Origin of the sequence: Pseudomonas oryzihabitans NBRC 102199, from assembly GCF_000730625.1 — a bacterium.
GTDB lineage: Bacteria > Pseudomonadota > Gammaproteobacteria > Pseudomonadales > Pseudomonadaceae > Chryseomonas > Chryseomonas oryzihabitans.
This window is the reverse complement of the sequence record NZ_BBIT01000013.1, coordinates 407098-433363: the sequence shown is the minus strand read 5'-3', so window position 1 is coordinate 433363 and position 26266 is coordinate 407098. Positions and strand designations below refer to the sequence as shown.

General features: G+C 65.8%; 27 protein-coding genes. 6 read left to right on the top strand and 21 right to left on the bottom strand.

Annotation, left to right across the window (positions count from 1 at the left end; translation table 11 throughout):
- The 10 genes from pdxJ to rpoE form a co-directional block, all read right to left on the bottom strand.
- Positions 1 to 738 (bottom strand): pyridoxine 5'-phosphate synthase (gene pdxJ, locus POR01S_RS15735; protein ID WP_052382672.1); only part of this gene is annotated, 738 nt, incomplete at its 3' end.
- 3 nt (positions 739 to 741) lie between these two features.
- Positions 742 to 1425: a DNA repair protein RecO gene (recO, locus tag POR01S_RS15730; RefSeq protein ID WP_027598582.1), complete on the bottom strand. Its 684-nt coding sequence runs from the start codon at positions 1423 to 1425 to the stop codon at positions 742 to 744.
- 2 nt (positions 1426 to 1427) lie between these two features.
- Positions 1428 to 2333 (bottom strand): GTPase Era, encoded by a 906-nt coding sequence (gene era, locus POR01S_RS15725; RefSeq protein ID WP_042136905.1) that lies wholly within the window; start codon positions 2331 to 2333, stop codon positions 1428 to 1430.
- Positions 2326 to 3015: a ribonuclease III gene (gene rnc, locus POR01S_RS15720; RefSeq protein ID WP_007161997.1), complete on the bottom strand. Its 690-nt coding sequence runs from the start codon at positions 3013 to 3015 to the stop codon at positions 2326 to 2328. The genes era and rnc overlap by 8 nt, the downstream gene beginning before the upstream one ends.
- Entirely contained in the window at positions 3012 to 3407 is a 396-nt protein-coding gene (locus tag POR01S_RS15715) for a DUF4845 domain-containing protein (RefSeq protein ID WP_007161996.1), read from the bottom strand. The genes rnc and POR01S_RS15715 overlap by 4 nt, the downstream gene beginning before the upstream one ends.
- The gene (lepB, locus tag POR01S_RS15710) at positions 3404 to 4258 is read right to left on the bottom strand and encodes a signal peptidase I (protein ID WP_027603058.1); all 855 of its coding nucleotides are present in this window, start codon (positions 4256 to 4258) and stop codon (positions 3404 to 3406) included. The genes POR01S_RS15715 and lepB overlap by 4 nt, the downstream gene beginning before the upstream one ends.
- Before the next feature lie 5 nt (positions 4259 to 4263).
- A complete protein-coding gene (lepA, locus tag POR01S_RS15705) occupies positions 4264 to 6063 on the bottom strand; it encodes a translation elongation factor 4 (RefSeq protein WP_007161994.1) in 1800 nt (599 codons plus the stop codon).
- Positions 6064 to 6210: 147 nt separating this feature from the next.
- Entirely contained in the window at positions 6211 to 7635 is a 1425-nt protein-coding gene (locus tag POR01S_RS15700) for a DegQ family serine endoprotease (protein ID WP_027603057.1), read from the bottom strand.
- Positions 7636 to 7856: 221 nt separating this feature from the next.
- Complete coding sequence (locus POR01S_RS15695; RefSeq protein ID WP_042136903.1) at positions 7857 to 8384, bottom strand: sigma-E factor negative regulatory protein; 528 nt, start codon at positions 8382 to 8384, stop codon at positions 7857 to 7859.
- 33 nt (positions 8385 to 8417) lie between these two features.
- Entirely contained in the window at positions 8418 to 8999 is a 582-nt protein-coding gene (gene rpoE / locus POR01S_RS15690) for an RNA polymerase sigma factor RpoE/AlgU (protein ID WP_026083736.1), read from the bottom strand.
- Positions 9000 to 9328: 329 nt separating this feature from the next.
- On the opposite strand from rpoE, the gene nadB reads away from it, so the two are divergent.
- Entirely contained in the window at positions 9329 to 10951 is a 1623-nt protein-coding gene (gene nadB, locus POR01S_RS15685) for an L-aspartate oxidase (RefSeq protein ID WP_042136901.1), read from the top strand.
- On the opposite strand, the gene POR01S_RS15680 is transcribed toward nadB, so the two are convergent.
- The gene (locus POR01S_RS15680) at positions 10908 to 11360 is read right to left on the bottom strand and encodes a protein YgfX (RefSeq protein WP_007161989.1); all 453 of its coding nucleotides are present in this window, start codon (positions 11358 to 11360) and stop codon (positions 10908 to 10910) included. The genes nadB and POR01S_RS15680 overlap by 44 nt on opposite strands.
- A complete protein-coding gene (locus POR01S_RS15675) occupies positions 11344 to 11601 on the bottom strand; it encodes an FAD assembly factor SdhE (RefSeq protein ID WP_007161988.1) in 258 nt (85 codons plus the stop codon). Before POR01S_RS15675 ends, POR01S_RS15680 begins: the two co-directional genes overlap by 17 nt.
- Before the next feature lie 122 nt (positions 11602 to 11723).
- Between POR01S_RS15675 and ygfZ the strand changes: the two genes are divergently transcribed.
- Positions 11724 to 12641 (top strand): CAF17-like 4Fe-4S cluster assembly/insertion protein YgfZ, encoded by a 918-nt coding sequence (gene ygfZ, locus POR01S_RS15670; RefSeq protein ID WP_042136900.1) that lies wholly within the window; start codon positions 11724 to 11726, stop codon positions 12639 to 12641.
- A 41-nt stretch (positions 12642 to 12682) separates the two neighbouring features.
- Positions 12683 to 13513: an HDOD domain-containing protein gene (locus tag POR01S_RS15665; protein WP_027598573.1), complete on the top strand. Its 831-nt coding sequence runs from the start codon at positions 12683 to 12685 to the stop codon at positions 13511 to 13513.
- Positions 13514 to 13515: 2 nt separating this feature from the next.
- On the opposite strand, the gene POR01S_RS15660 is transcribed toward POR01S_RS15665, so the two are convergent.
- Positions 13516 to 14919, bottom strand: a complete 1404-nt coding sequence (locus POR01S_RS15660) for a sensor histidine kinase (protein WP_007161985.1) — start codon at positions 14917 to 14919, stop codon at positions 13516 to 13518.
- Positions 14912 to 15583: a response regulator gene (locus POR01S_RS15655; protein WP_007161984.1), complete on the bottom strand. Its 672-nt coding sequence runs from the start codon at positions 15581 to 15583 to the stop codon at positions 14912 to 14914. Before POR01S_RS15655 ends, POR01S_RS15660 begins: the two co-directional genes overlap by 8 nt.
- A 330-nt stretch (positions 15584 to 15913) precedes the next feature.
- On the opposite strand from POR01S_RS15655, the gene POR01S_RS15650 reads away from it, so the two are divergent.
- From POR01S_RS15650 to POR01S_RS15640, 3 genes are read left to right on the top strand one after another with little or no spacing between them, the layout of a single operon-like run.
- Positions 15914 to 16894, top strand: a complete 981-nt coding sequence (locus POR01S_RS15650) for a Bug family tripartite tricarboxylate transporter substrate binding protein (RefSeq protein WP_007161983.1) — start codon at positions 15914 to 15916, stop codon at positions 16892 to 16894.
- 48 nt (positions 16895 to 16942) lie between these two features.
- Positions 16943 to 17401, top strand: coding sequence for a tripartite tricarboxylate transporter TctB family protein (locus POR01S_RS15645; protein WP_007161982.1), 459 nt, complete (start codon positions 16943 to 16945; stop codon positions 17399 to 17401).
- Between the two features lies 1 nt (position 17402).
- Positions 17403 to 18911, top strand: a complete 1509-nt coding sequence (locus tag POR01S_RS15640; protein ID WP_027598571.1) for a tripartite tricarboxylate transporter permease — start codon at positions 17403 to 17405, stop codon at positions 18909 to 18911.
- 55 nt (positions 18912 to 18966) lie between these two features.
- On the opposite strand, the gene POR01S_RS15635 is transcribed toward POR01S_RS15640, so the two are convergent.
- The 7 genes from POR01S_RS15635 to ppc form a co-directional block, all read right to left on the bottom strand.
- Positions 18967 to 19749 carry a class I SAM-dependent methyltransferase gene (locus POR01S_RS15635; RefSeq protein ID WP_042136897.1) on the bottom strand — a complete coding sequence of 261 codons (783 nt, stop codon included), beginning with the start codon at positions 19747 to 19749 and terminating at the stop codon, positions 18967 to 18969.
- Between the two features lie 31 nt (positions 19750 to 19780).
- Positions 19781 to 20482 (bottom strand): extensin-like domain-containing protein, encoded by a 702-nt coding sequence (locus POR01S_RS15630; protein WP_007161979.1) that lies wholly within the window; start codon positions 20480 to 20482, stop codon positions 19781 to 19783.
- A 108-nt stretch (positions 20483 to 20590) separates the two neighbouring features.
- Entirely contained in the window at positions 20591 to 21448 is an 858-nt protein-coding gene (locus POR01S_RS15625) for a DUF72 domain-containing protein (protein ID WP_042136894.1), read from the bottom strand.
- Positions 21448 to 21807: a hypothetical protein gene (locus POR01S_RS15620; RefSeq protein WP_042136892.1), complete on the bottom strand. Its 360-nt coding sequence runs from the start codon at positions 21805 to 21807 to the stop codon at positions 21448 to 21450. The genes POR01S_RS15625 and POR01S_RS15620 overlap by 1 nt, the downstream gene beginning before the upstream one ends.
- Before the next feature lie 137 nt (positions 21808 to 21944).
- On the bottom strand, positions 21945 to 22628 hold the full coding sequence (tsaB, locus tag POR01S_RS15615) for a tRNA (adenosine(37)-N6)-threonylcarbamoyltransferase complex dimerization subunit type 1 TsaB (RefSeq protein WP_042136890.1): 684 nt from the start codon (positions 22626 to 22628) through the stop codon (positions 21945 to 21947).
- 137 nt (positions 22629 to 22765) lie between these two features.
- Positions 22766 to 23413, bottom strand: a complete 648-nt coding sequence (adk, locus tag POR01S_RS15610; RefSeq protein ID WP_007161975.1) for an adenylate kinase — start codon at positions 23411 to 23413, stop codon at positions 22766 to 22768.
- A gap of 190 nt (positions 23414 to 23603) precedes the next feature.
- Positions 23604 to 26240 (bottom strand): phosphoenolpyruvate carboxylase, encoded by a 2637-nt coding sequence (gene ppc, locus POR01S_RS15605; RefSeq protein WP_042136888.1) that lies wholly within the window; start codon positions 26238 to 26240, stop codon positions 23604 to 23606.
- Positions 26241 to 26266 lie beyond the last annotated feature (26 nt).

Sequence of the window (26266 nt, the reverse complement as noted above, 5' to 3'; positions counted from 1 at the left end):
TTTTACGACTGAGTTACAGCGGATCAATTCGGCCATGTCCCTGACCGCCTGCTTGAAGCCGACGAAGACCGCCTGGGCGACGATGGCATGGCCGATGTTCAGCTCGTTGATACCCGGCAGCGCCGCGATGGGCTGGACATTATGGTAGTGCAGGCCATGACCGGCATTGACCACCAGCCCGAGGCCGGTGGCAAATTCCACCGCCCTGGCCAGGCGCTGCAGCTCATGGGCCTGCTCTTCCTGGGTCTCGGCTTCGGCATAGCGACCGGTGTGCAACTCGATCACCGGAGCACCGCTGTCCTTGGCCGCCTGGATCTGCTGCAGATCGGGATCTATAAAGAGGGACACCTCGGAAGCGGGCAGTGCGGCGATGGCGTCACGGATGCGCTGCACCTGACCCAGCACATCCAGGCCACCTTCGGTGGTCAGCTCTTCCCGGCGCTCGGGCACCAGGCAGACGTGCTCGGGCCGGATCTCCTGGGCAAAGGCCAGCATCTCGGGGGTCAAGGCGACCTCGAGATTCATGCGGGTCTGCAGGAGGTCGCGCAGCAGGCGGACATCCCGCTCCTGAATATGGCGACGGTCCTCGCGCAGGTGCAGGGTGATGCCATCCGCCCCTGCCTCCTCGGCATCCAGCGCCGCCTTGACCGGATCGGGATAGCGGGTACCCCGGGCCTGGCGCAGGGTGGCGACATGATCGATGTTGACGCCCAACAGAACACGACTGAACTCTTTCATGGCTTATTCACTTGGCTTGGCGAACAATTCGCGACTCATCAGGGGTTTGCTGCCCAGGTGCGGCGCCAGGGCCTGACGCATCAGGCGCTTGGCAGCGCGGACTACGGTGGGATCGTCCCACTCGCCACGCTCCAGTGCCAGGATTTCCGCGCCGGCCAGACAGCCCGGGCGAACTTCGTCGACGGCTTCGAAGCCCTGATCCGGAATGAAGCGATAGAGGCGCTGGGCGTCGATGGCCTGGCCATCCAGCGCCAGCGACAGCGAGAAGCCGTAGCCCAGCAGGTCGAGCAGGCGCCATTCGAAGGTACGCAGCAGGGGCTCGACCGGTCGCCCCTGGGCGAGGGCCGCCAGGGTCAGACCATAGAGTTCGAAGAGCGCGGGATAGGGATCTTCGGCGGGCAGTAGCCGGACCAGCAGCTCATTCAGATAGAAACCGCTGAACAGCGCCTGCCCCTGGAGCAGATAGGGTGGCGCCAGGGCCGCCACCTTTTGCAGATTCTTCAGCTCCCCTCGCCCACTGAGCTGAGCCTCGAGGGGAATGAAGGGCCTGGCCAGACTTCCGGAGCGGGAGCGGGCCGCGCGCAACACCGTACGGACCCGGCCGAAGGCGCCGAACACATCCACCAGCGCACTGCTTTCCCGATAGGGACGCGCATGCAGGACGAACAGCGGCTCGGACGCCTGCATCGCTAGAGGTCGGAATAACCCAGAGAGCGCAGGGCGCGCTCGTCATCGGACCAGCCGCCTTTGACCTTGACCCAGAGATTGAGCATGACCTTGGCGTCGAACAGGGTTTCCATGTCCTGGCGGGCTTCCTGGCCGATGCGCTTGATGCGCTCGCCGGCCTGGCCGATGAGGATCTTCTTCTGGCCATCGCGCTCGACCAGGATCAGGCCGTGGATGTGCAGTACCCCGTTGTCGTACTTGAATTCCTCGATCTCGACGGCGACCTGGTAGGGCAATTCCGCCCCCAGCTGACGCATGATCTTTTCGCGGATCAGCTCAGCCGCGAGGAAACGACTGGATCGGTCGGTGATCTGGTCTTCGGGGAAGAAGTGCTCACCCTCCGGCAGGCGCTCGGCGACCAGCTCTTCGAGGGCATCGAGATTGTGGCCGTGCTGGGCGGAGATCGGAATGAGCGTGGCTTCCGGCAATTGCTCCTGCAACCACTGCAGGTGCGGCAGCATGTCGGCCTTGTCTTCCAGACGATCCATCTTGTTGACGGCGAGCAGCACCGGGCACTTCACGAAGCGGACCCGCTCCAGCACCATCTGGTCTTCGTCGGTCCAGCGGGTACGATCGACCACGAACACCACGACGTCCACATCGCGCAGGGCGGTGACGGCCGTCTTGTTCATGAAGCGGTTGAGCGCCTTCTGGTTTTCCTTGTGCAGACCGGGGGTATCCACATAGATGGTCTGCACCTCACCCTCGGTCTTGATGCCGAGCATGTTGTGCCGGGTGGTCTGCGGCTTGCGCGAGGTGATGGCCAGCTTCTGCCCGAGGATATGGTTGAGCAGCGTGGACTTGCCGACGTTGGGACGGCCGACGATGGCGACGTAGCCGCACCGCGATGCCTTCAGCTCATCATTCATGACCATTCTCCACGCCCAGGGCGATCAAGGCCGCCGAGGCGGCTATCTGTTCGGCGATACGGCGACTGGCGCCCTGCCCCGTCGTCTTTTCGTTGAGCATGGCGATCTCGCATTCGACAAAGAAGACCCGGCAATGGGGCTCTCCTTCGATGGCGACCACCTCGTAGCGCGGCAGGTCGCACGCCCGCGCCTGGAGAAACTCCTGCAGGCGGGTCTTGGGATCCTTGTTGGTATCCACTGGCGTCAGTTCGCGCAGTTGCGGGCCGAGCCAGGCCATGACCCGATCCTTGGCCGCATCCATGCCGGCATCCAGATAGATGCCGCCGATCAGGGCTTCCATGGCATCGGCAAGAATGGATTCGCGACGGAAGCCGCCGCTCTTCAGCTCACCGGACCCCAGGCGCAGGTAGTCACCCAGCTCGAAGCTGCGCGCCAGCAAGGCCAGGGTCTCGCCTTTCACCAGCTTGGCGCGCAGACGGGACAGCTGGCCTTCGCGGGCCTGGGGGAAATGATCGTAGAGGGCTTCGCCGATGATGAAGTTGAGGATGGCGTCGCCGAGGAATTCGAGGCGTTCGTTGTTGCGACCGGCAAAGCTGCGGTGCGTGAGGGCGAGCAGCATCAGGTCCGGGTCCTTGAAGGTATAACCCAGCCGACGCTCGAGGCGATCTAGAGATAATGTCACGGGAGATTTATACGGAAATCACGATTGAAACGAACGACCAGATCGATGTTGCGGATCAGGTGTTCACGTTTTTCATAGTCGAGGTGGATCTGCAGGTGGTTGCCGTCGGCTTCGACGCGCATGGCCTTTTGCAGATCGAGATCACGGATGTCGTTCACCTGCATACCCTTCCCCACGTAGCTGTAGACGTCGGACACGCTGCGAATCTGGTTATCGGGGTTGTCGCCGATGGATTCGATGACCTTGGTCAGAGCATTGTAGTCCAGGTAATGCGGCACGAGCTTCATGGCCGTACTGGCCAGGAAGGCGATGACGCAGAGTGCGAGCAGACCACCGAGAAACGACAGCCCCTGCTGACGCGACGGACGACCGGACACTCTGCGTTCATTCATCTGATGATACCTACGCGAGACAGGGTGGGCATGCTCTGCAGCTTGGGCTCCGGCCAGCTCAGCCAGACGGCGAAGGCCTTGCCGACGATGTTGCGGTCGGGAACCATGCCGAGCAGGTCACGGGGAATGTTGGGATCGTCCCAGTAGCGACTGTCGTTGGAGTTGTCGCGGTTGTCACCCATCATGAAGTAGTGACCGGCCGGCACCTTCCATTCGTGGTCGGGCTCCATGCGGTAGCGGGTCATCTCTTCGCGGATCAGGTGCTCGGCCTTGCCGAGCTGCTCCTTGAACAGCTTGACGCTGCCCAGCGAACCCGGCTCGTCACCCACCAGTTCCTCGCTGACGCGCTGGCCGTTGATGTACAGCTGCTTGTCGCTGGTATAGCGGATGGTATCGCCCGGCACCCCGATGACGCGCTTGATGTAGTTGACGCTGGGATCGCTGGGATAGCGGAACACCATGACGTCGCCACGCTGCGGATCACCGATCGGGATGACCTTGAGGTCGATCACCGGCAGGCGGATGCCGTAGGCGAATTTGTTCACCAGGATGAAGTCGCCCACTTCCAGGGTCGGCTTCATGGAGCCCGAAGGAATCTGGAACGGCTCCACCAGGAAGGATCTCAGGATCAGCACGATGGCCAGGACGGGAAAGAACGACTTCCCGTACTCGACCAGGGCCGGTTCCTTGTTCAACTGCTCCAGTACCGCGGGATCAGGCTCGCTGACCTGCTGCCCGTAGGTCTGGATCGCCTTGCGACGACGCGGTGCGAGCACCAGCAGATCGATGAGTGCCAGGGCGCCGCAGACGGCGACCGCGAGAACCAGCAACAGAGGGAAGTTCCAGGACATGGGCTTCAGCTATCCACCTTGAGCACGGCCAGGAAGGCCTCTTGAGGAATCTCTACGCTACCAACCTGCTTCATGCGCTTCTTGCCCGCCTTCTGCTTTTCCAGCAGCTTGCGCTTACGGGACACGTCACCGCCGTAGCACTTGGCCAGAACGTTCTTGCGCAGCGCCTTGACCGTGGTCCGGGCCACGATCTGACCGCCAATGGCCGCCTGGATCGCCACGTCGAACATCTGCCGCGGGATCAGCTCCTTCATCTTCTCGGTCAGGGCGCGACCCTTGTAGTGCGCCTTGTCGCGATGGACGATCAGCGCCAGGGCATCGACCTTCTCGCCGTTGATGAGGACGTCGAGCTTGACCAGGCTGGCGGCTTCGAAGCGATCGAAGCTGTAGTCCAGCGACGCATAGCCACGGCTCACCGACTTGAGGCGGTCGAAGAAGTCCAGGACCACCTCGTTCATCGGCAGGTCGTAGCTGACCTGCACCTGACTGCTGAGGAACTGCATGTCGCGCTGGACGCCACGCTTCTCGATGCACAGGGTGATGACGTTGCCCAGGTGCTCCTGGGGTACCAGGATGTTGGCGCGCACGATGGGCTCGCGCATCTCGGCGACGGAGGCCAGGTCTGGCAGCTTGGACGGGTTGTCGACATAGATGATGCTGCCATCCTTGAGCACCACCTCGAAGACCACGGTCGGCGCGGTGGTGATGAGGTCGAGATCGTATTCGCGCTCCAGGCGCTCCTGGATGATCTCCATGTGCAGCATGCCGAGGAAGCCGATGCGGAAGCCGAAGCCGAGGGCCTCGGAGCTTTCCGGCTCGTATTGCAGGGCCGCATCGTTGAGGGTCAGCTTCTGCAGGGCTTCGCGGAAGTCCTCGAAGTCGTCGGAACTGACCGGGAAGAGACCGGCGTAGACCTGCGGCTTGACCCGCTGGAAGCCCGGCAGCATGGCCACGTCCGGGGTGGCGCTGAGGGTCAGGGTGTCGCCGACCGGGGCGCCGAGGATTTCCTTGATGCCGGCGATGATGAAGCCCACTTCGCCCGCCTTGAGATCGACCGTCTCGGTGTGCTTGGGCGAGAAGACGCCGACGCTGTCGACCTGGTGCACCTTGCCGGTGGACTTGACCAGGATCTTGTCGCCCTTCTTGACCCGCCCGTGCTTGACGCGCACCAGCGAGACGACGCCCAGGTAGTTGTCGAACCAGGAGTCGATGATCAGCGCCTGCAGAGGCGCGTCGATCTCGCCCTCGGGCGGTGGAATGACCTTGACCAGTTGCTCGAGGACATCGGGTACGCCCATGCCGCTCTTGGCACTGCAGGGCACGGCGTCGGTGGCGTCGATGCCAATGATGTGCTCGATCTCGGCCTTGACCTTGTCCGGCTCGGCCTGGGGCAGGTCCATCTTGTTCAGCACCGGCATGACCTCGAGGCCCTGCTCGATGGCGGTGTAGCAGTTGGCGACCGACTGGGCTTCCACGCCCTGCCCCGCATCCACCACCAGCAGCGCGCCTTCGCAGGCGGCCAGCGAACGGCTGACTTCATAGGTGAAGTCGACGTGGCCGGGGGTGTCGATGAAGTTGAGCTGGTAGGTCTTGCCGTCCTGGGCCTTGTAGTACAGCGTGACGCTGTGGGCCTTGATGGTGATGCCGCGCTCGCGCTCGAGATCCATGGAATCCAGGACCTGGGCCTCCATTTCTCGGTCGCTCAAACCACCACAGATCTGGATGAACCGATCCGCAAGCGTCGACTTGCCGTGATCGATGTGGGCGATGATGGAGAAATTGCGGATATGGCTCAGATCACTCACGAATCAGCACTCGAATAGCCAGCAGCGGAACATCCGCCGGGAAAATAGCGGGGGAGTTTACCTGAATGCGGCAAACAAGGGGACTCGCGCCGTTCGAGCGGACAAAAAGAAGGGGCAGTCGCCTGCCCCTCGCCTTGTCCCCTGCCGTTACTTGCCCGGCAGTTTGAAGGTGATGAAGCTGGCGCGACCCTCACGCACCACGCGCATCGAAATGGAGCGCCCTGCCGGCAGTGCCGAGGTGATCTTCTCGAAGGCCGCGGCGGACTCGATGGGCTGATTGTTGAGGTGGGTGATGACGTCGCCCGGACGCAGGCCGATGGCCGCGGCAGGACCGTCGCCACTGAGCTTGTTGATGACCACGCCGCCCTGGATGTCCAGGGTCTTCTTCTGCTCGGCGGTCAGGTTGGCCACGGCGATGCCCAGGCGATTGCTGGCCCGATCGGACCCGCGCTCGCCGCCGGAAGCGGCCTGGTCGTCCTTGGGCATGTCGCCCACGGTAACGCTCAGGTTTTGCCGCTTGCCTTCACGGATGATCTCCATGTCGGCCTTGGCACCCGGCTTGAGATTGCCGATCAGGTGCGGCAGGTCGGCGGATTCCTCGATCTTCTGGCCATTGACCGAGAGGATGACGTCGCCGACCTTGATGCCGCTCTTGGCTGCGGGACCGTCGTCCAGGGTCTGGGCGACCAGGGCACCGGCCGGACGATCCAGGCCGAAGGATTCGGCGAGATCCTTGTCCACTTCCTGGATGACCACGCCCAGCCAGCCGCGGCTCACCTTGCCATCGGTCTTCAGCTGATTGGCCACGTTCATGGCGACGTCGATCGGAATGGCGAAGGATAGCCCCATGAAGCCACCGGAGCGGGTGAATATCTGCGAGTTGATCCCGACCACCTCACCCTTGAGGTTGAACAGCGGACCGCCGGAGTTGCCCGGGTTGATGGCCACGTCGGTCTGGATGAAGGGCACATAGCTTTCGTTGGGCAGGCTGCGACCCTTGGCGCTGACGATACCGGCGGTGACCGAGTGATCGAAGCCGAAGGGCGAACCGATGGCCAGGACCCATTCACCGACCTTGAGCTGATCGGAATTGCCCAGCTTGAGGGTGGGCAGGTCCTTGGCGTCGATTTTCAGCAGGGCGACGTCGGTACGGGGATCCGCGCCGATCAGCTTGGCGGTGTGATCACTGCGGTCGGACAGCCGTACCAGGATCTCGTCGGCATCGGCGACCACATGGTTGTTGGTCAGAATGTAGCCATCGGGCGAGATGATGAAGCCCGAGCCCAGGGACTGGGCCTGCTCCTGCTTGCCACGGGGACCGCGCGGCATCTGCGGGATGCTGCGCTCGAAGAATTCACGGATGCCCGGCGGCAGGCCTTCCAGATCGGGCATGGTCATGGCGCCGGCGCCACGACCTTCAGGAATTTTCTGGCGGGTGCTGATGTTGACGACCGCTGGAGATGCCGCCTCGACCAGGCCGGTGAAATCCGGCAGATCGGCCCGAGCCATGGCCGTCAGTCCCATCAGCCAGAGCCCCATCAGGGCGGCCGTGTAATGCTTTAGATTGCGCATGCGCGTGCAGCTCCACTCTATCCAATGACTTGAACACATCGCTGGCGACCTGCCTGCTCCGCAACGGCGGCACAGTCAGAGACGACTGGCAGCAGAAATAGCACGGCCTTGCTGAACGATAGCTTTCGAAGCATTTTGCGCTCCATCCGGACATCCGGCAGGCAAAAAAAAACGGCGCCCGGAACAGAGTCCGGACACCGTTTCGAGGTGAAGCCAGCGAATCAACGCTGGGCAGGGGCTTCCTGCTTTTCACCTGCCATCGGCTTATCAGCCTTGGCTTCGGCATTCGCCTTGGTGCTTTCTTCGCTGAAGCTGGCCAGCACGGCCGGGCTACGCGCGGGTTGCGGCACAGTCAGCTGGCTCGGCGCCTGCTGGGCCAGACCCTGGGTGGAGACGTCGGACTGGTTGTACATCCGCACGCCTGCCAGTACGGCGAAGGTCACGGACGCGGCGACCGCGACACGACCCAGGCTCGACCAGCCACTCTTGCGCGCCTGGGCAACGACGGGCGCTGCCGGGGCTGCGATGGCCTCATCACGCTCCAGCGTGGTGGTGACGCCTTTGGCGATATCCAGATTTGGAAACATGGGCTCACCGCGAATCACGGCGCTGACCATGGCGTAGCGCGACCAGGTGGCGCGCAGTTCCGGGTCCTTGCTGACCTCGGCGATGACACGCCGGGTTTCGAATTCGTCCGCTTCGTTATCCATAACAGCGGACAGGGATTCCAGCAGGGCTTCACGACTCATACGTATTACCTCTCTAAAAGCTGTCGCCGCTGTCTATGCATCACGCAGCAGGGGCTGCAATGCTTTGTCTATCGCTTCCCGAGCTCGGAAAATCCGAGACCGGACCGTTCCCACCGGACATTGCATGACGTTCGCAATGTCCTCGTAGCTGAGGCCTTCGAACTCACGAAGGGTCAGCGCGGTGCGCAGATCTTCCGGGAGCTGCTGGATGGTCCGATGCACGGTGGCCTCGATCTCATCCCGCAAAAGGGACCGCTCTGGGGACTCGATATCCTTTAGAGCATGGTCCCCTTCATAAAATTCCGCATCTTCGGCACTGACGTCGCTGTCCGGTGGACGACGACCCCGGGCAACCAGATGGTTCTTTGCCGTGTTGATGGCAATGCGATAGAGCCAGGTGTAGAAAGCACTATCGCCACGGAAGTTCCCGAGCGCGCGATAGGCTTTGATGAAAGCCTCCTGAGCGACGTCCTGGGCTTCCTGGGTATCGTGGACGAAACGCACGATCAGACCGAGAATCTTGTGCTGATACTTGAGCACCAGCAGATCGAAGGCACGCTTGTCGCCGCGCTGTACGCGCTCGACCAGTTGTTGATCCTGCTCCTGGGTGGGCAGGGCTTGCTTGCTGTCCTTGGCTTGCAGCTCGGTATCGTCCTTGCTTTCACTATCGACGCGCGCTGCTAGACTGGGCTGTTGCACGAAAGTTCTCCCCTCCACAGCAGTTGATGAGCGAGCACTAAGATGGCTGCTGATCGCTCCTGGGTGTCACTGAATTAGCTTTGGCAGATGGCCCATTCTCGTCTTGGCGTTCCGGCCGCACGGATGAGCAATTATCTGTACATAGACCCCGCCTGACGCCCGCGAGTTCCCTGCCGATCCATCCGATGGCTATGCCGTCAGCCGCCTTGTTCCTATACTCGCCGTCCCGGTGAGAAGGAAACGTCATGGCGCGTCATCTGGAATTCGATGTCCTGGTAATCGGCAGTGGCGCCGCGGGCCTGACGCTCGCGCTCAATCTACCGGCGACGCTGTCCATCGCGGTCTTGAGCAAGGGCGAATTGGCGCATGGTTCGACCTACTGGGCGCAGGGTGGCGTCGCCGCGGTACTGGACGAAGGCGACACCGTCGAGGCGCACGTGCAGGATACCCTAGTCGCGGGCGCCGGGCTGTGTGACGAAGGCGCCGTGCGCTTCACCGTCGAGCACAGCCGCGAGGCCATGCAGTGGCTGATCGACCAGGGCGTGCCCTTCACCCGCGAGCAGGACGCCGGCAAGGGCGGCCTGGGCTTTCACCTGACCCGCGAAGGCGGCCACAGCCACCGGCGCATTATTCACGCGGCCGATGCCACCGGCATGGCCATCTTCGACACCCTGCTGCGCACCGCCGAAGGCCGGCCCAACATCCAGTTGCTCAGTCAGCGGGTGGCGGTGGATCTGATCACCACGGAAAAGCTCGGCCGGCCGGGCGCGCGTTGCCTGGGCGCCTATGTGCTCGACCGGACCAGCGGCCAGGTCGATACCCTGCACGCGCGCTTCACGGTGCTGGCCACCGGCGGCGCCAGCAAGGCCTACCTCTATAGCACCAATCAGGACAGCGCCAGCGGCGACGGCATCGCCATGGCCTGGCGCGCCGGCTGTTCGGTGGCCAACCTGGAATTCAACCAGTTCCACCCCACCTGCCTCTATCACCCCCATGCGCGCAGCTTTCTGATCACCGAAGCCCTGCGTGGCGAAGGCGCCGTCCTGCGTCTGCCGGATGGCGAACGCTTCATGCCGCGCTTCGACCCCCGCGCCGATCTCGCCCCACGCGACGTGGTGGCGCGCGCCATCGACCACGAGATGAAGCGCCTGGGCATCGATTGCGTCTTTCTCGACATCAGCCACAAGCCGGCGGACTTCGTGCAGGAGCACTTTCCCACGGTCTATCGCCGTTGCTTGGAACTGGGCATCGACATCACCCGGGATCCGATCCCGGTGGTGCCGGCCGCGCACTACACCTGCGGCGGGGTGCGCGTCGACCAGCACGGGCGCGCGGACCTCGGCGGCCTCTATGCCATTGGCGAAACCAGCTGCACCGGTCTGCACGGTGCCAATCGCATGGCCAGCAATTCGCTGCTGGAGTGCTTCGTCTATGCCCGCTCGGCGGCGCTGGACATCCAGGCGCAAGCGGCCGAGATCGCCATGCCGCACGACCTGCCCGACTGGGACGCCAGCCAGGTGACGGACTCGGACGAGGACGTGGTGATCGCCCACAACTGGGACGAGTTGCGGCGCTTCATGTGGGACTATGTCGGCATCGTGCGCACCACCAAGCGGCTGGTGCGCGCCCGCCATCGCATTCGCCTGCTGATGGACGAGATCGACGAGTTCTACAGCAACTACAGGGTCAGTCGCGACCTGATCGAACTGCGCAACCTGGCGCAGGTGGCGGAGCTGATCATCGAAAGCGCTCTCGCCCGCCAGGAGAGTCGCGGTCTGCACTTCACCCTGGACTATCCGCAACTGGCCAGCAGCGCCCGGGACACTATTCTGGCGCCGCGAACCGGCGCGGAGCGAAGCGAAGTCTGACTCTCAGGCGGCGGTGGGCGTCCGCGGCGAGGCTGTCGCGGGCGATGCAGAGACTGCGGGTACGTCTCGCCGCTGGCAGTCGATAGCGCAGGACCACCAGCCGCGGCAGGGCCAGGCTGTCCGGGCGCAGCTGGATGGCCTGCCAGCCGGTCGCCGGCGACCACAGCTGCCAGCCTTCTGCGCCATGGCGCAAACCGCGCGGCACCTCTGGACAGCGCTGCTGGAGCTGGCGCTGGCGCACCCGGTGCCAGGACCAGAGCACCAGCAGCGTCAGGAGTGGCTTGAGCGTCCAGGGAATGGCCGCCAGCCAGGGACAGATCCCCGCGGCGAACGCGGCCAGGGCATGCAGTCGCAGGAGGCCGGCGGAGGCGCTCCAGCGACATTCGAAGGGCTCAAGCCGGCTGGACACGGTCCAGGATCATGCGCACGATGATCTGCAGATCGGCGTCTTCCGGTTCACCGCGCTGCATGAACCAGTGGAACATGTCCTGATCCTCGCACTCGAGCAGCTTGCGGTAGCGGGCCTGGTCTTCCGCGCCCAGGGAGGCATAGACCTCCTTGACGAAGGGCACCAGCAATACATCCAGTTCCAGCATGCCGCGGCGGCTGTGCCAGTACAATCTGTTGAGTTCGGTAGCTTCGGTACTCATGGGGACTCCTGCGACAATCGGCGCAGTATAAGCCCGAAGCGCCCCGCCGCGCAGTGCGCCTGACATTCCCCCCGGGCGAGCCTATGATGATCGGCTTCACTCGACAGGGAGCTGCAGCCGCAATGGCCGACTCGCCGTATTTCTGCCGCTTGACCCACGAAGGCGTCCTGGCCATCCGCGGGGTCGATGCGACCAAGTTTCTCCAGGGGCAGGTCACCTGCAACCTCAATTATCTCGCTGACGACCAGGCCGGCCTGGGGGGGCGCTGCACGCCCAAGGGACGGCTGGTCTCTAGCTTCCGCATCGTCAAGCAGGCCGACGGCTATCTGCTGGCGATGGCCACGGAGCTGGTCGAGCCGCTGCTGACCGATCTGAAGAAATATGCGGTCTTCTCCAAGTCGGTGCTGACCTACGAAAGCGCGCAATGGCAACGGCTGGGACTTTCGGCCGCCGGCTTCGCCAGCGCCTATCCCGACGTGGCGCTGGGCGAGCAGGCCAATGCCGTGGCGCCGCTCGAGGGCGGCTTCGCCCTGCGGTTGGAGGATAGCCGGGTAGAGACCTGGCGCGCGGCCGACGCAGCGGCGCCGACGCTGCCGGAGGTGGCACTCGACGAATGGCTGCTGGCCCAGGTACGGGCTGGCGTGGGCCAGGTGTTCGGCGCGACCCGCGAGCTGTTCGTCCCGCAGATGATCAATCTGCAGGCGCTGGATGGCGTGAGCTTTCGCAAGGGTTGCTACACCGGCCAGGAGATCGTCGCGCGCATGCAGTACCTGGGCAAGCTCAAGCGGCGCCTCTATCGCCTCGCCAGCAGCGAGCAGCCCCCTGCCGTGGGTACCGAGCTGTTCTCGCCGGTGCATGGCAGCAGCGTGGGCGAGGTGGTGCTGGCCGCGGCCAGCCCAGCGGGTTGCGAATTCCTGGCGGTGCTGCAGGGCGATGCCGCCGAGGACGGACGTGTCTCGGTGGGCAGCTCGGACGGGCCAAACTGCCGTTTACTCGATTTGCCCTACTCACTCGATAGCGATCGTGAAATAAAGCGCTGAAGGTTGGGATCGCCTTTATCCGCTCCTCACACAGGTACGTCATGACTCCTCTTGCCGAAAAAGTTGTCCAGGATCTTCTCCACGCGATAGACACCGATCGCGTGGTGCTGCCCACCCTTCCCGAGGTGGCACTGAAGGTCAGAGAAGCGGCCGAAGACCCCAACGTGGGCGTCGCCGAGCTGAGCCGGGTGATCGCCATGGACGCCGCCCTGACGGCGCGCCTGATCAAGGTGGTCAACAGCCCGCTCCTGCGCACCAGCAAGGAGATCACCGACCTGCAGATGGCGGTCGGGCGCCTGGGTATCAACTACACGGCGAATCTGGCCACGGGCCTGGCCATGCAGCAGATGTTCCAGGCCACCAGCGACGCCGTGGATCGCAAGATGCGCGAGGTCTGGAGCCAGGGCACCGAGATCGCCGCCATCAGCCATGCGCTGTGCAAGAAGTACACGCGATTGATGGCCGACCGCGCCCTGCTCGCTGGCCTGGTGCACCAGATCGGCGTGCTGCCGATCCTCACCTATGCCGAAGAACAGGAAGACCTGCTGGCCAACGCCATCACCCTCGACCAGGTGACGGCGCGCATTCATCCGCAGATCGGCGAACGCATTCTCAAGGTCTGGGATTTCCCGGCCGACATCGCCTGCGTACCGCGGGAATATCTGGCGCTGGAGCGGCAGCCCGCGGCGGCCGACTATGCCGATATCGTGCAGGTCGCGACCCAGCTGCACGCGCAGCGCCAGGGTCAGCAGGAGATCGCGGTCCAGACGCTGCCCGCCGGTATCCGCCTGGGGCTGAACAACCAGCCGGATCCGGCCCAGGATCAGTCCTTCTGGGACGCGGTGGAACAGTCGCGCACCCTGCTCGGTTGAGCCTAGGCTTCCTCGGCGGGAAATTCGACCCGTACCCTTAGCCCGCCGAGCGCGCCGTCCAGCAACTGGATGCGCGCCCGGTGGGCAGCGCAGATCTCACCGACGATGGCCAGTCCCAGACCGGCGCCCCCGGATTGCGGATCCAGGCGTTGAAAGCGCTCGAAGACCTTGGCCCGCGCATTGGCCGGAATGCCGGGGCCGTCATCCTCGACTTCCAGCACCGCCGGGGCCAGCACCCGCACCACGATGTTGCCACCTGACTGGCTATGGGCCAGGGCGTTTTCCACCAGATTGCAGAGCAGCTCGTTGAGCAGTGTCGGCTCGCCGATCACCGGCGCCTTGGCGAAGGGCTCGAAGGCCAGGGCGACGCCCTTGGCATGGGCCAGGGGGGCCAGCGCCATGGCCAGTTCCCTGGCCAGGTCGCTGAGCTCCAGGCGTTCGGCGCCGCCTTCGGCGATGGCCTGGGCGCCGCTCTCGATCCGCGCCAGTGACAGCAGCTGGTTGGCCAGGCGCGCCAGGCGATCGGTGCTGGCGCGGGTCTCTTCCAGGGTGGCGTACCAGGCCTGGGGCTCGCGCTCGCGCAGGCCCAGTTCGACCCGCGCCTTGATCGCCGCCAGCGGGGTGCGCAATTCGTGGGCGGCATTGGCGATGAAGTCCGCCTGACGCTCGAAGAGCCGCCGCAGGCGCAGGGTGAAGCCCTCCAGGGCATGCACCAGCGGCAGCAACTCCTGGGGCGCCCGCACCTCGGGCAGCGGCCGCAGGTCGTCCACGCCCCGCTCTTCCACCGCCTGGCGCAGGCGCTCCAGCGGGCGCAGGGCGGCCCCCACTGCCATCCACACCAGCAGGATGGCACCCAGCCCCATCAGTCCGAGGCGGATCAGGGTGTCGGTGAGCAGGCTGCGGGCCACCTCCTCGCGGGCTTCGGCGGTCTCGGCGACGCGGATCTCGGCCATGCCGGTGAGATCCGGCTGGCTGACCGGCTGGGCCAGGCTGACCACCCGTACGTCCTTACCGCGATAGGTGCTGTTGTAGAAGCGCGCCAGGGCCGGATAGTCGCGGGTCAGCGGAGCGTCCGCTGGCGGTGGTGGAATCTCTTCGTAGCCGGAGATCAGCCGGCCGCGGGTATCTAGCACCTGGTAGAAGATGCGCCCGACGTTGTCGTAGGCGAAATTGTCCAGGGCGATGTAGGGAACGTCGGCGCGCAGGGTGCCATTGGTGGCCGACAGGCCGGCGGCGATGGTGCGGGCCGAGGCCAGCAGCGTCCGGTCATAGGCCACGTCGGCCAGCCGCCGGCCATTGAGATAGGCGGCCAGGCTGCTGACCGCCAGGATCACCGCCAAGAGCACGACCAGTCGCAGCAGCAGTCGCCCACGCAGACTGCCAGCCGCCTTCGCCACTTCAGCCATGCTGCTCTTCCAGCAGATAGCCCAGGCCGCGGAAGGTGACGATGCGCACGGCGCCGGCTTCCAGCTTCTTGCGCAGGCGGTGGACGTAGATCTCGATGGCCTCGGGACTGGCTTCCTCGTCCAGGCCGAAGACCTGGGCGGCCAGTTGCTCCTTGCTCATGACCCGTCCGGGGCGGGCGATGAGCGCGGCCAGCACGGCGTGCTCGCGCGAGGTGAGCGACAGCGCCTCCTCGCCCAGGGTGAAGCGCGAGGTGTTGAGGTCATAGATCAGCGGGCCGCAGCGCTGCTGGCGATCGCCGCCCAGCACGCTGCGGCGCAGCAGGGCCTTGACCCGGGCTTCCAGTTCGGTGAGTTCGAAGGGCTTGGCCAGGTAGTCGTCGGCGCCTAGGTTGAGCCCCTGTACCCGATCCTTGACCTCGCCGCGGGCGGTGAGCATCAGCACCGGCAGGCGATCGCCGCGCTCGCGCAGGCGCGCCAGCACCTCGAAGCCATCCATGCGCGGCAGGCCGACGTCGAGAATGGCCAGGGCATAGCTTTCGCTCTGCAGGGCCAGGTCGGCGGCCACGCCATCGTTGAGCAGATCGACGTTGAGTCCGGCATTCTTGAGCGCCTGGGCGACGCTTTCGGCCAGTGGCGGATGATCTTCGACCAATAGGATGCGCACGCTGACAGCTCCCGCTCAAAAAATCCGAGTTTACCGGATACCGGCCGGCTGGCCTGCAGCCGGAACCCCACTATCGCCGCCTTTCACATCTGAAAGGCTGTTGAAAGCTTGGCGGTCTAGAGTGAAAGGTAGCGGTCCCAGAACCGCATGATGCTTGCCCAAGCGCCACCCCTGGTTGGCCAACAACAATAACAAGCGGAACGACATCCATGCTCGCCCTCGCGCAGCTCCACGTGCTCCCGTATCTCTTCTCCGAACGATCGCCGCCCTGGCGAGCCTGAGCCGTGTCCGCCTGTCAGCTTCTGAAATAACAACAAAAGGAAGACGTCGATGAGCACCACCTTGCGCACCCTCACCCTGACCCTGGCCGCCTCCGTGCTGCTGTCCGCCCAGGCCATGGCCGAACCCAAGCGTCCCGAATGCATCGCCCCGGCCTCCCCGGGTGGCGGCTTCGACCTGACCTGCAAGCTGGCCCAGAGCGGCCTGGTGGAAGCCAAGCTGCTGGACAAGCCCATGCGCGTGACCTACATGCCCGGCGGCGTGGGCGCGGTGGCCTACAACACCGTGGTGGCCCAGCGGCCGGCGGACGGCGATACCATCGTCGCCTTCTCCAGCGGTTCGCTGCTGAACCTGGCGCAAGGCAAGTTCGGTCGCTTCGACGAGAAGGCCGTGCGCTGGCTGGCGGCAGTGGGCGCCAGCTATGGCGCCATCGCGGTCAAGGCCGATTCGCCCTACAAGACCCTGGGTGACCTGGTCGAGGCGCTGAAGAAGGACCCGAGCAAGGTGGTGATCGGCTCCGGCGGTACCGTGGGCAGCCAGGACTGGATGCAGACCGCGCTGATCGCCAAGGCTGCCGGCATCAATCCCAAGGATCTGCGCTACGTGGCTCTGGAAGGCGGCGGCGAGATCGCCACCGCGCTGCTGGGTGGGCATATCCAGGTCGGCAGCACCGACATCTCCGACTCCATGCCCCATGTCGAGGCCGGCAACATGCGCCTGCTGGCGGTCTTCGCCGAGCAGCGCTTCGACGAACCGGCGATGAAGGACATCCCCACCGCGCGCGAGCAGGGCTACGACATCGTCTGGCCGGTGGTCCGCGGCTTCTATGTGGGCCCGAAGGTCACCGACGAGCAGTACAACTGGTGGAAGACCAGCTTCGACAAGCTGCTGGCCTCCGACGACTTCGCCAAGCTGCGTGATCAGCGCGAACTCTTCCCCTTCGCCATGACCGGCTCCGAGCTGGACGCCTATGTGCAGAAGGAAGTCGCGCGCTACCGCGGCATGGCCAAGGAATTCGGCCTGATCCAGTAACGAGCCCCCGCCCCTGGCGCCCTTCCGGGCGCCTTTGAGGATGTCGACATGATCTTCCAACGCGCCTTCATGGCGGTCTGGCTGGTGGCCGGACTCGTCATGCTGTTCATCGCCCGGGATTACCAGGCGCCCTTTTCCTACGAGCCGGTCGGTCCGCGGGCCTATCCGATGCTGATGTTTGGGCTGATGAGCCTGGGCCTGGCCTATCTGATCATCCGCCCCACGCCGATCGGCGATGGCGAAGACCAGAAACCGCTGGACGCCTCCTCGCTGCGCAAGGTAGTGGCCTGCTGCGCCATCCTGCTGGGCTATGCCCTGACCTTCCAGCCGCTGGGCTTCCCCTTGAGCGCCTTCATCACCGCCACCCTCTGCGGTCTGCTCTACGGCGGTCGCCTGATGCCCTGCGCCCTGGTCAGCCTGCTGCTCGCCATCGGCCTCTATGTGCTGTTCGACCGGGTGATGGAAGTCCCCCTTCCCCTTGGCGTGCTGGAATTCCTGGAGGGCTGACATGGATACCTTGAATTTTCTGATGCAGGGCTTCGGCGTCGCCATGACGCCGACCAACCTGATCGTGGCCCTCATCGGCACCCTGATCGGCACCGTGGTCGGCCTGCTGCCGGGTCTCGGGCCGATCAACGGCATCGCCCTGCTGATCCCGGTGGCCTTCGCCCTGGGTCTGCCGCCGGAGACTTCGCTGATCCTGCTGGCAGCGGTCTATCTGGGCTGCGAATACGGCGGGCGGATCTCCTCGATCCTGCTGAACATCCCCGGCGAAGCCGCGACCATGATGACCTGCCTGGACGGCTATCCGCTGGCCCGCCAGGGCATGGCCGGCGTGGCCCTGTCGCTGTCGGCCTGGAGCTCCTTCATCGGCGCCTTCATCGCCACCTGCGGCATGGTGCTGTTCTCGCCCCTGCTGGCGAAATGGGCGATCGCCTTTGGTCCGGCGGAATACTTCGCGCTGATGGCCCTGGCCATCCTCAGCCTCTCCGGCATGGCCGCCGAGAAGCCGGTCAAGACCCTGGTCGCCGCCCTCTTCGGCCTGGCCATCGCCTCCGTGGGCATCGATGCCAACAGCGGCGTCTACCGCTTCACCTTCGACAACGTGCACCTGGCCGACGGCATCGACTTCGTGATCCTGGTGCTGGGTCTGTTCTCGGTGAGCGAACTGCTCCTGCTGCTGGAGCAGACCCATCATGGCCAGGTCGCGGTCAAGGCCACCGGGCGCATGCTGTTCAACGTGCGCGAAGCGCGCAGCGTGTTCATGGTCAACCTGCGCAGCTCGGTGAGCGGCTTCATCATCGGCGTGCTGCCGGGTGCCGGCGCGACCCTGGCCAGTGCCCTGGCCTACACCACCGAGAAGCGCATGGCCGGTGCCGATGGCAAGTTCGGCAAGGGTGACCTGCGCGGCCTGGCAGCGCCGGAAACCGCCATCGGCGCGGCGGTGTGCGGCAACATGATTCCCATGCTGACCCTGGGTATCCCCGGCTCGGGCACTACCGCGGTGATGATCGGCGCCCTGACCCTCTACAACATCACCCCCGGCCCGCTGCTGTTCCAGAACGAGCCGAATCTGGTGTGGGGTCTGATCGCCTCGCTGTTCATCGCCAACGTGATGCTGCTGATCCTCAACGTGCCCATGGTGAAGATGTTCACCAAGATCCTCGAGGTGCCGAACTGGTCGCTGGCCCCGGCCATCGCCATCATCACCGGCATCGGCGTCTATGCGGTGCACGCCACCACCTTCGACCTGGTGCTGATGGTCTGCGTGGGCATCTTCGGCTACATCATGCGCAAGCTGGACTTCCCGCTGTCACCGCTGCTGCTGGGCTTCATCCTCGGCGAGCTGATGGAAACCAGCCTGAGACGCGCACTGTCGATCTCCAACGGCGACATGGGCATCCTCTGGCAGAGCGGCATCAGCCAGGCCATCTGGATCGTCTGCATCCTGATGGTGGCCCTGCCCTTCTACCGTGCCTGGCGCAAGCGTCGCGCGCCCAAGCCCGCGACCGTCTGAGGTCGGCGACACCCGCGCCCGCGGCCGGAGTCCTTCCGCCCGCGGGCTTTTTCATTCAAGAAGTTTTGAAGCTCTTCTTCGGATAGATATCGTAGCGGCTGGACTTGCCCTCCAGCACATAGCCCGGCTTCACCCCCTCGATGGCCGGCGCCTTTCGCGGGCGCTTGACCACCACCCGGTGACTGGCGCGGGCCAGGGCCGCGGCCAGCAGCGCCGGGGCGTCCAGGTCGTCGCCCACCAGCGGCCGGAACAGGCGCATCTCCTTCTTCACCAGGGCGCTCTTGTCGCGATGGGGAAACATGGGATCCAGGTAGATCACCTCGGGCGCCTCGCCCTCCCCGCGCTGCAGGTAGGCGGTGGAGTCGGCCTGCACCAGGGTCATCAGGGCGACTATGCCAGCCGCCTCGTGATCCCGCGCGGCGCGGGCAAGGCCGTCTTCGAGCAGGGCAGCGATCAGCGGCTGGCGCTCGACCAGCGTCACCGCACAGCCCAGGGTGGCCAGCACGAAGGCGTCACGCCCCAGACCCGCGGTGGCATCGAGGATGCGCGGACGCACGCCCGGGCCGATCCCGACCGCCTTGGCGATCATCTGGCCGGCGCCGCCGCCGAACTTGCGCCGGTGCGCCGCCGCGCCCTCGACGAAATCCACCCGCACCGGACCCGGCGCCTCCGGGCCGCGCTGCACCAGTTGCAGGCCCTGGGCACCCACCTGCACGGCGAATTCCTCGGTGGTGGCGCTGCCCAGGGGCAGGCCCAGGCGCGCGGCCCAGGCCGCGGCGGCCTCGGTGAAGGCGGGTTCCAGGGCTTCGACGATAAGCGCGGGGTGGGCGGTGGACATGGGCGACTCGCAGGCGAAAAGACCCGTCATTCTACCGGCAGACGCGAAAGCCACCCATGTCGACATGGAAATGATCGCGGTGCGCCGCGTTGTAGTCCGGTCCCAGGGTGGTATTGAAGGACCGGCAGGCCCCGTCGCGCACCAGCCGCAGGAAGCGCTGGGCCTGGGGATCGCCGGTCCAGTCCCGCGCCACGCTGATGCGCCGCCCATCGGCCAGGCGCAACCCGGCGATGTCCAGGGCATTGGCGGTGGCGTGCTGACTGCGCCGGCCACTGGCGCGGCCATAGATATTGCGGCAGGCGAAGCTGCCATAGTGCTCCACCTCGGCCACCCGCTGGCCATAGACGGCTTCGGCCGCCGGCTGCAGCGCCTGTCGCTCGAACAGCGCGAAGCTCACCGCCAGGGGACAGCTGGCGACAAAGCTGCCGCTGAGTCTCACCCCTTCACCGCGCTGGATGCGCACGGCCCGCTCCAGCGGACAGTCGGCCGACCCCGCATTGCCACGCAATTCCCGATAGTTGAGCGCCGAGGTGGCCAGGGACGCCGCGCAATAGTCGGCATCGGCCTGCAAACGCCAGAGCTTGAGGCGAGTGACGGCATTGGTGGGGGCCTGGATATCCAGCGGCGCCCAGGGATTGTAGGCCGGCGGGATACGCAGCCAGCCCTGGTCGAAGGCGGTATGCAGACCGCCATAGAGCAGGATGACGAGACCGAGCAGGTGTCTGGCTTTCATGCGGCGCGCCGAAGGAGATTCGCGAGGCGGTAGACCTCATCTGACCGGAGCGAGCCACGGGAATGCCGGCGAAAACGTCGCCAAACGTATCGCGACAACCGGCGTGGGCTAGAGCAGACCGAGTTGTTCGGTGTCGGCGGTGCTCAGCTCGGGCAATGCCGGCAGACCGGGCAGGCGTTCGCGCAGCTGGGCGTGGAATCTCAGGGCCAGCTCGGGCGCCTGGCGGTTGTCTGGGGTGTGCAAGAAGACATAGGGCACCTTGCCCGCTTCGATCCAGTCGGCCACCCGCGTGACCCACTTGGCCAGATAGTAGTCGTTGGCGGCCAACTCCAGGCGGCCGATGAAGCGCACCTGGGGGTGCTCGCTGAACGCCAGGGCGCGAGCCGGAACCCGCGGTTTCTTGGCCTGGGCCAGGCGCACGGCCGGCTCGCTTGGATCGGCGCTGAACAGCGCGGCCGAATCCAGGCCGACGCGCTCCACGCCCAGGTCCATGAGCAGCCGGTTCAGGGCCCGCTCGGACTCGCCCTTGTCGAAAAAGGCCAGGTGCCGGACCTCCACCGCCAGGGCGCAACGCGGCGCCATGGCCGAGAGAAAGACCTGCAGTTCCTTGAGCCGATCGGGCCCGAAGCCCGCTGGCAGCTGCAGCCACAGGGGGCTGGCCCGTTCACCCAGGGGTGCCAGCAATTCGAGAAAGGTACGGGCGCTGGCGAGTTGCACCCGCAGATCCTCGGCATGGCTGATGTCGCGGGGAAACTTGGCGCAGAAGCGAAAGCCGGCCGGCATCAATTCGGCCCAGCGGCGAATGGTGTCCGCCGCGGGCCAGGCATAGAAGGTGGTGTTGCCTTCCACGGCGTTGAACACCTGGGCGTAACGCGGCAGGAAATCACCCGGGCGCAAGCCGTGGTAGAGGCTCTCGCGCCAGGCGTTGTCGTTCCAGGAGGGGCAGCCGAGAAAGTACGGCAGCATCAGGCGTAGAGGTCGAGGCCCACGACGCTGGAGGAGCCGTCCGGCTCGGCGCCGAAGGCGGCGGTGCTGCCGTAGCTGGCCAGGGCCTGCTGGGCACGGGCGGTGAGCTGACTGGCGAAGCGCCCTTCGCGCTCGCTGAGCACCAGGCCGTTACCGTTGCCATTGCCGGCATCGGTCGCCGCAGCCGCTTCCACACGGCGGAGGGGTGCGACGTCGGGCCGGGGATTGCCTGCGGCCTCCCGGGCGATGGCATTCTGGCGGGCGTCCTCATCCTTCGCCACCTCGCGTACGGGCGTGACCGCGCGCGAGGAACGATTCAGGGGATAAGCAGAGGAGGCATAGCCGCTGTCAATGCGCATGGCAGGTCCCGAACGGATGGCACTACTCTAAGTAGGGTCGAAAGCTATGACAATCAAGGGCCGGACGCCCGTCGCGACCGGCGGACGAGCGGCATCTACAGCTTGGACGTCAGACTATTACGCGTGGTTTCCTGCCGTCAGACCGACTGCTTGGGAGTGGCGACCCGATCACGCAGATAGACGGGTTGCGCCGCTTCGGACTCGGCCGACACGGCTTCCCCGCGCTGCCAGGCGGTGACCGCCAGAACCGCCAGGTCCCGGGCATGGGGCAACAGAGTGGCATCCTGCTCGATCAGCGGCACGGCCATGCGGCCGACATAGCCCCAGCCGGTGCCGGCACCGAACCAGTCGCCGGTGGCGGCGGCCGGCAGGGCAATGGCCTCGGGCGCCAGCACGGCTTCCGCCCCCGCGAGCACCATGGCCGCGCCGTCGAGGCGATAGCAGCCCCAGTAGACCTCGTCCATGCGCGCGTCGATGGCCGCAGCCACCTGGGTCACGCCGCGCTCGCGCCAGGCGCGCTGGGCGATGATCGCCAGATTCGACACCGGCAGTACCGGTCGGTCCAGGCCGAAGGCCAGGCCCTGCACCACGCCGATAGCGATGCGCACGCCGGTGAAGGCGCCCGGACCACGCCCGAAGGCGATGGCGTCCACCTGCGCCAGACTCAGACCGGTCTCGGCCAGCAGCTCCTGCACCATGGGCAGGACCCGCTGGGCATGCAGGCGCGGCGCGATCTCGTAGCGATGGATGATCTCGTCGCCCAGGTGCAAGGCGACCGAGCAGGCTTCGGTGGCGGTGTCGAGGGCGAGCAGGATGGACATGGGGCAGATCCGCAACTGGGAAAAGGGCTGCGCATTCTAGAGGAAGACGGGTCGCGAGGGGACCCGCCCATCGGTCGTGACGCCAGGACGGCGCCTTGACCGGACCGCCTGCAGGCACAGGCGGCCGTGACCGGCGCTTAGTTCAGCGCCTGCAGCACCTTGGCGGTGATGGCATCCACCGAACCCACGCCCTCGATGCGGCTGCACTTCGGCGTGCCCTGGGCGGCGCCCAGCTTCTGGTAGAAGTCCACCAGCGGCTTGGTCTGGGAATGATAGAGGTCCAGACGCTTGCGAATGGTAGCTTCGCGGTCGTCTTCGCGCTGTACCAGCGGCTCGCCGGTCAGGTCGTCGGTGTCGGCGACCTTCGGCGGATTGTGTTCGATGTGATAGACGCGACCCGAACCCGGGTGCACGCGGCGACCGGACAGGCGCTGGACGATTTCTTCGTCATCCACGGCGATTTCCAGCACGTGGTCGATCTTAACGCCGGCGGCTTCGAGGGCCTCGGCCTGGGGAATGGTGCGCGGGAAGCCGTCGAACAGGAAACCCTTGGCGCAATCGGCGTCGAGGATACGCTCGCTGATCAGGGCGATGATGATCTCGTCGGAGACCAGGCCACCGTTGTCCATGATGTCCTTGACCTGCAGGCCCAGGGGCGTGCCGGCCTTGACCGCGGCCCGCAGCATGTCGCCGGTGGAAACCTGCGGAATGCCGAATTTCTCAGTGATGAACCGGGCCTGAGTACCTTTGCCGGCACCGGGCGCTCCCAGCAGGATTACGCGCATCTGTAGCTCCTTAGAATGGTCTCGGACTGGCAGCCCGCGCAGGGCGCTGTCGCGATGATTGTTGTCGACGACACGAGACGGCCAAAGGGACCAACCATACACAGCGCCCCCTGGCCGCACAAGTTACCAAGCGTCGCAGGTGCCGGGCCCGTCCAGACGACCCCGGGCGCCGGCAAAAGCGACAGTCTGTTCAACCGGTATTGCGCAGTCCTGCGGCGATCCCGGCCACGCTTACCAGCAGGGCCTGATCGAGCGCCGCCGGCTGGCTTTCGCCGGCCGCCCGCGCCCGGGCCAGCAGCTCGATCTGCAGGAGGTGCAGCGGATCGAGATAGGTGTTGCGCACGGCGATGAACACCAGGGTTTCCGGATGGTGTTCGAGCAACTCGCCCTGCCCGGTCAGGCGCAACACCGCCACGCCCGCCTGGCGCAGCCGCTCGCGCAGCTGGCTGCCGAGCACCTGCAGGTCGGCTTCCACCAGGCGCTGGTCGTAGAGCCGCGCCAGTTCGGCCTCCGCCTTGGCCAGCACCATCTCCAGCATGTCGATGCGGGTCTGGAAGAACGGCCAGCGCTCGCGCATCTCGCGCAGCAGCGGCGACTCGCCCCGGCGCTCGGCTTCTTCCAGAGCCCTTTCCCAGCCGAGCCAGGCCGGCAGCATCAGCCGCGTCTGGGTCCAGGCGAAGATCCAGGGGATGGCCCTGAGGCTTTCCACGCCGCCTTCGCGGCGCTTGGCCGGGCGACTGCCCAGGGGCAGCCGGCCCAGCTCCTGCTCGGGGGTGGCCTGGCGGAAATAGCTGACGAAGTGCGGGTCTTCGCGCACCACGCCGCGATAGGCCTGCAAGCTGTCCCGGGCCAGGCGATCCATCTGCTCGCGCCAGGCCGGCTCCGGCGCGGGCGGCGGCAACAGGGTGGCTTCCAGCACGGCGCCCAGGTAGAGCGCCAGATTCTGCTCGGCGATGGCCGGCTGGCCGAACTTGAAGCGGATCATCTCGCCCTGTTCGGTGGTGCGGAAGCGCCCGGCCACCGAGCCCGGGGGTTGCGAGAGGATGGCCGCGTGGGCCGGGCCACCGCCCCGCCCCACGGTGCCACCGCGGCCATGGAACAGCAGCAGCTCCACGCCCCGACTGGCGCAGATGTCCACCAGGGCTTCCTGGGCACGGTACTGGGCCCAGGCCGCCGCCAGGGTGCCGGCGTCCTTGGCCGAATCGGAATAGCCGATCATGACCTCCTGGGGACCGGCCAGGCGCGCGCGGTAGTCGGGCAGATCGAGCAGGCTGGCGATGGCGCTGCCGGCATGATCCAGGTCGTCGAGGGTCTCGAACAGCGGCACCACCCGCATCGGCTGGCGTACCCCGCACTCGCGCAGCAGCAGCTGCACGGCGAGGACATCTGACGCCGCGCCGGCCATGGAGATGACATAGGAGCCCAGGGCATCGGGCGGCGAGGCGGCAATCACGCGGCAGGTGGCGAGCACCTCCTGGGTATCGGCCTCCAGCTGGGCGTCCAGCGGCAGCAGGGGACGCCGGCTGCCGAGCTCGCCACGCAGGAATTCCAGGCGCTGCGCCTCGCTCCAGGCGGCGTAGTCGCCCAGGTCGAGATAGCGGCAGATATCGGCCAGGGCCGCGGCATGGCGCGCGGCGTCCTGGCGGATGTCCAGGCGCACCAGATAGAGACCGAAGGTACGGGCCCGGCGCAGGGTATCGAGCAGGGAGCCATCGGCGATGACCCCCAGGCCGCAGTGCTGCAGGGAGTCGTAGCACAGCTGCAGCGGGGCGATCAGCTCGGCGTTGTCGCTGAGGATATGACGGGCGCCGGCATGGGGATCGGTGATGGCATGGGCCGCCCAGCTGCGGGTGATCTGCAACCGCTCGCGCAGCACCTTGAGCACCTTGCGATAGGGTTCCGGGTGATCGCCGGCCTGTTCGCGCAGGGCCGGACTCGCCGCCTGCATGGACAGCTCCGCGGCCAGCCGGTCGACATCGCGCAGGTAGAGATCGGCGGCCATCCAGCGCGCCAGCAGCAGCACCTCGCGGGTGATGGCGGCGGTGACGTTGGGATTGCCATCGCGATCGCCGCCCATCCAAGAGGAAAAGCGTACCGGCGCCGCGGTCAGCGGCAGGCGCTGGCCGGTGCGTTCCTGCAGGCAGTCGTCCAACTTGCGCAGCAGGCTGGGGATCGCCTGCCACAGCGAATTCTCGATCACCGCGAAGCCCCACTTGGCTTCGTCCACCGGCGTCGGCCGCTGGCGGCGGATCTCCTCGGTGTGCCAGGCCTCGGCGATCAGCCGACGCAGCCGTGCCTCGATGGCGGCCACCTCGGCGGAGGTCAGGTCGCGATGATCGAGGGCCGCCAGTTGCGCGCTGATCTCGTCGTATTTCTGGATCAGGGTGCGCCGGGAGACCTCGGTGGGGTGAGCGGTCAGCACCAGATCGATGTCCAGCGCCGCGACCCGCTCGGCCAGCTGCTGGCCGGAGTGACCGGCCACGGTCAGGCGTTCCAGCAACTCCGGCAACACCTGCTGTTCGAAGGGCGGTGGCTCGTCTTCGGTACGCCGTCTGACCCGGTGATATTCCTCGGCGATGTTGGCGAGGTTGAGAAAGTGACTGAAGGCCCGCGCCACCGGCAGCAGTTCGTCTTCGGCCAGGGTATCCAGGGTGTCGCCCAGTTGGCGGGCACCCTCCGCGGAGCCGCCACGGGCGGCCTTGGCGCCCTTGCGGATCCGCTCGATCTTGTCGAGAAAGGCCGCGCCATGCTGGTCGGCAATGGTCTGCCCCAGGAGCTCACCCAGCAACCGCACCTGCTCGCGCAGGCGAACATCGATTTCCACCATCTCGTGCTCCTCGAAAGTACCGGTTC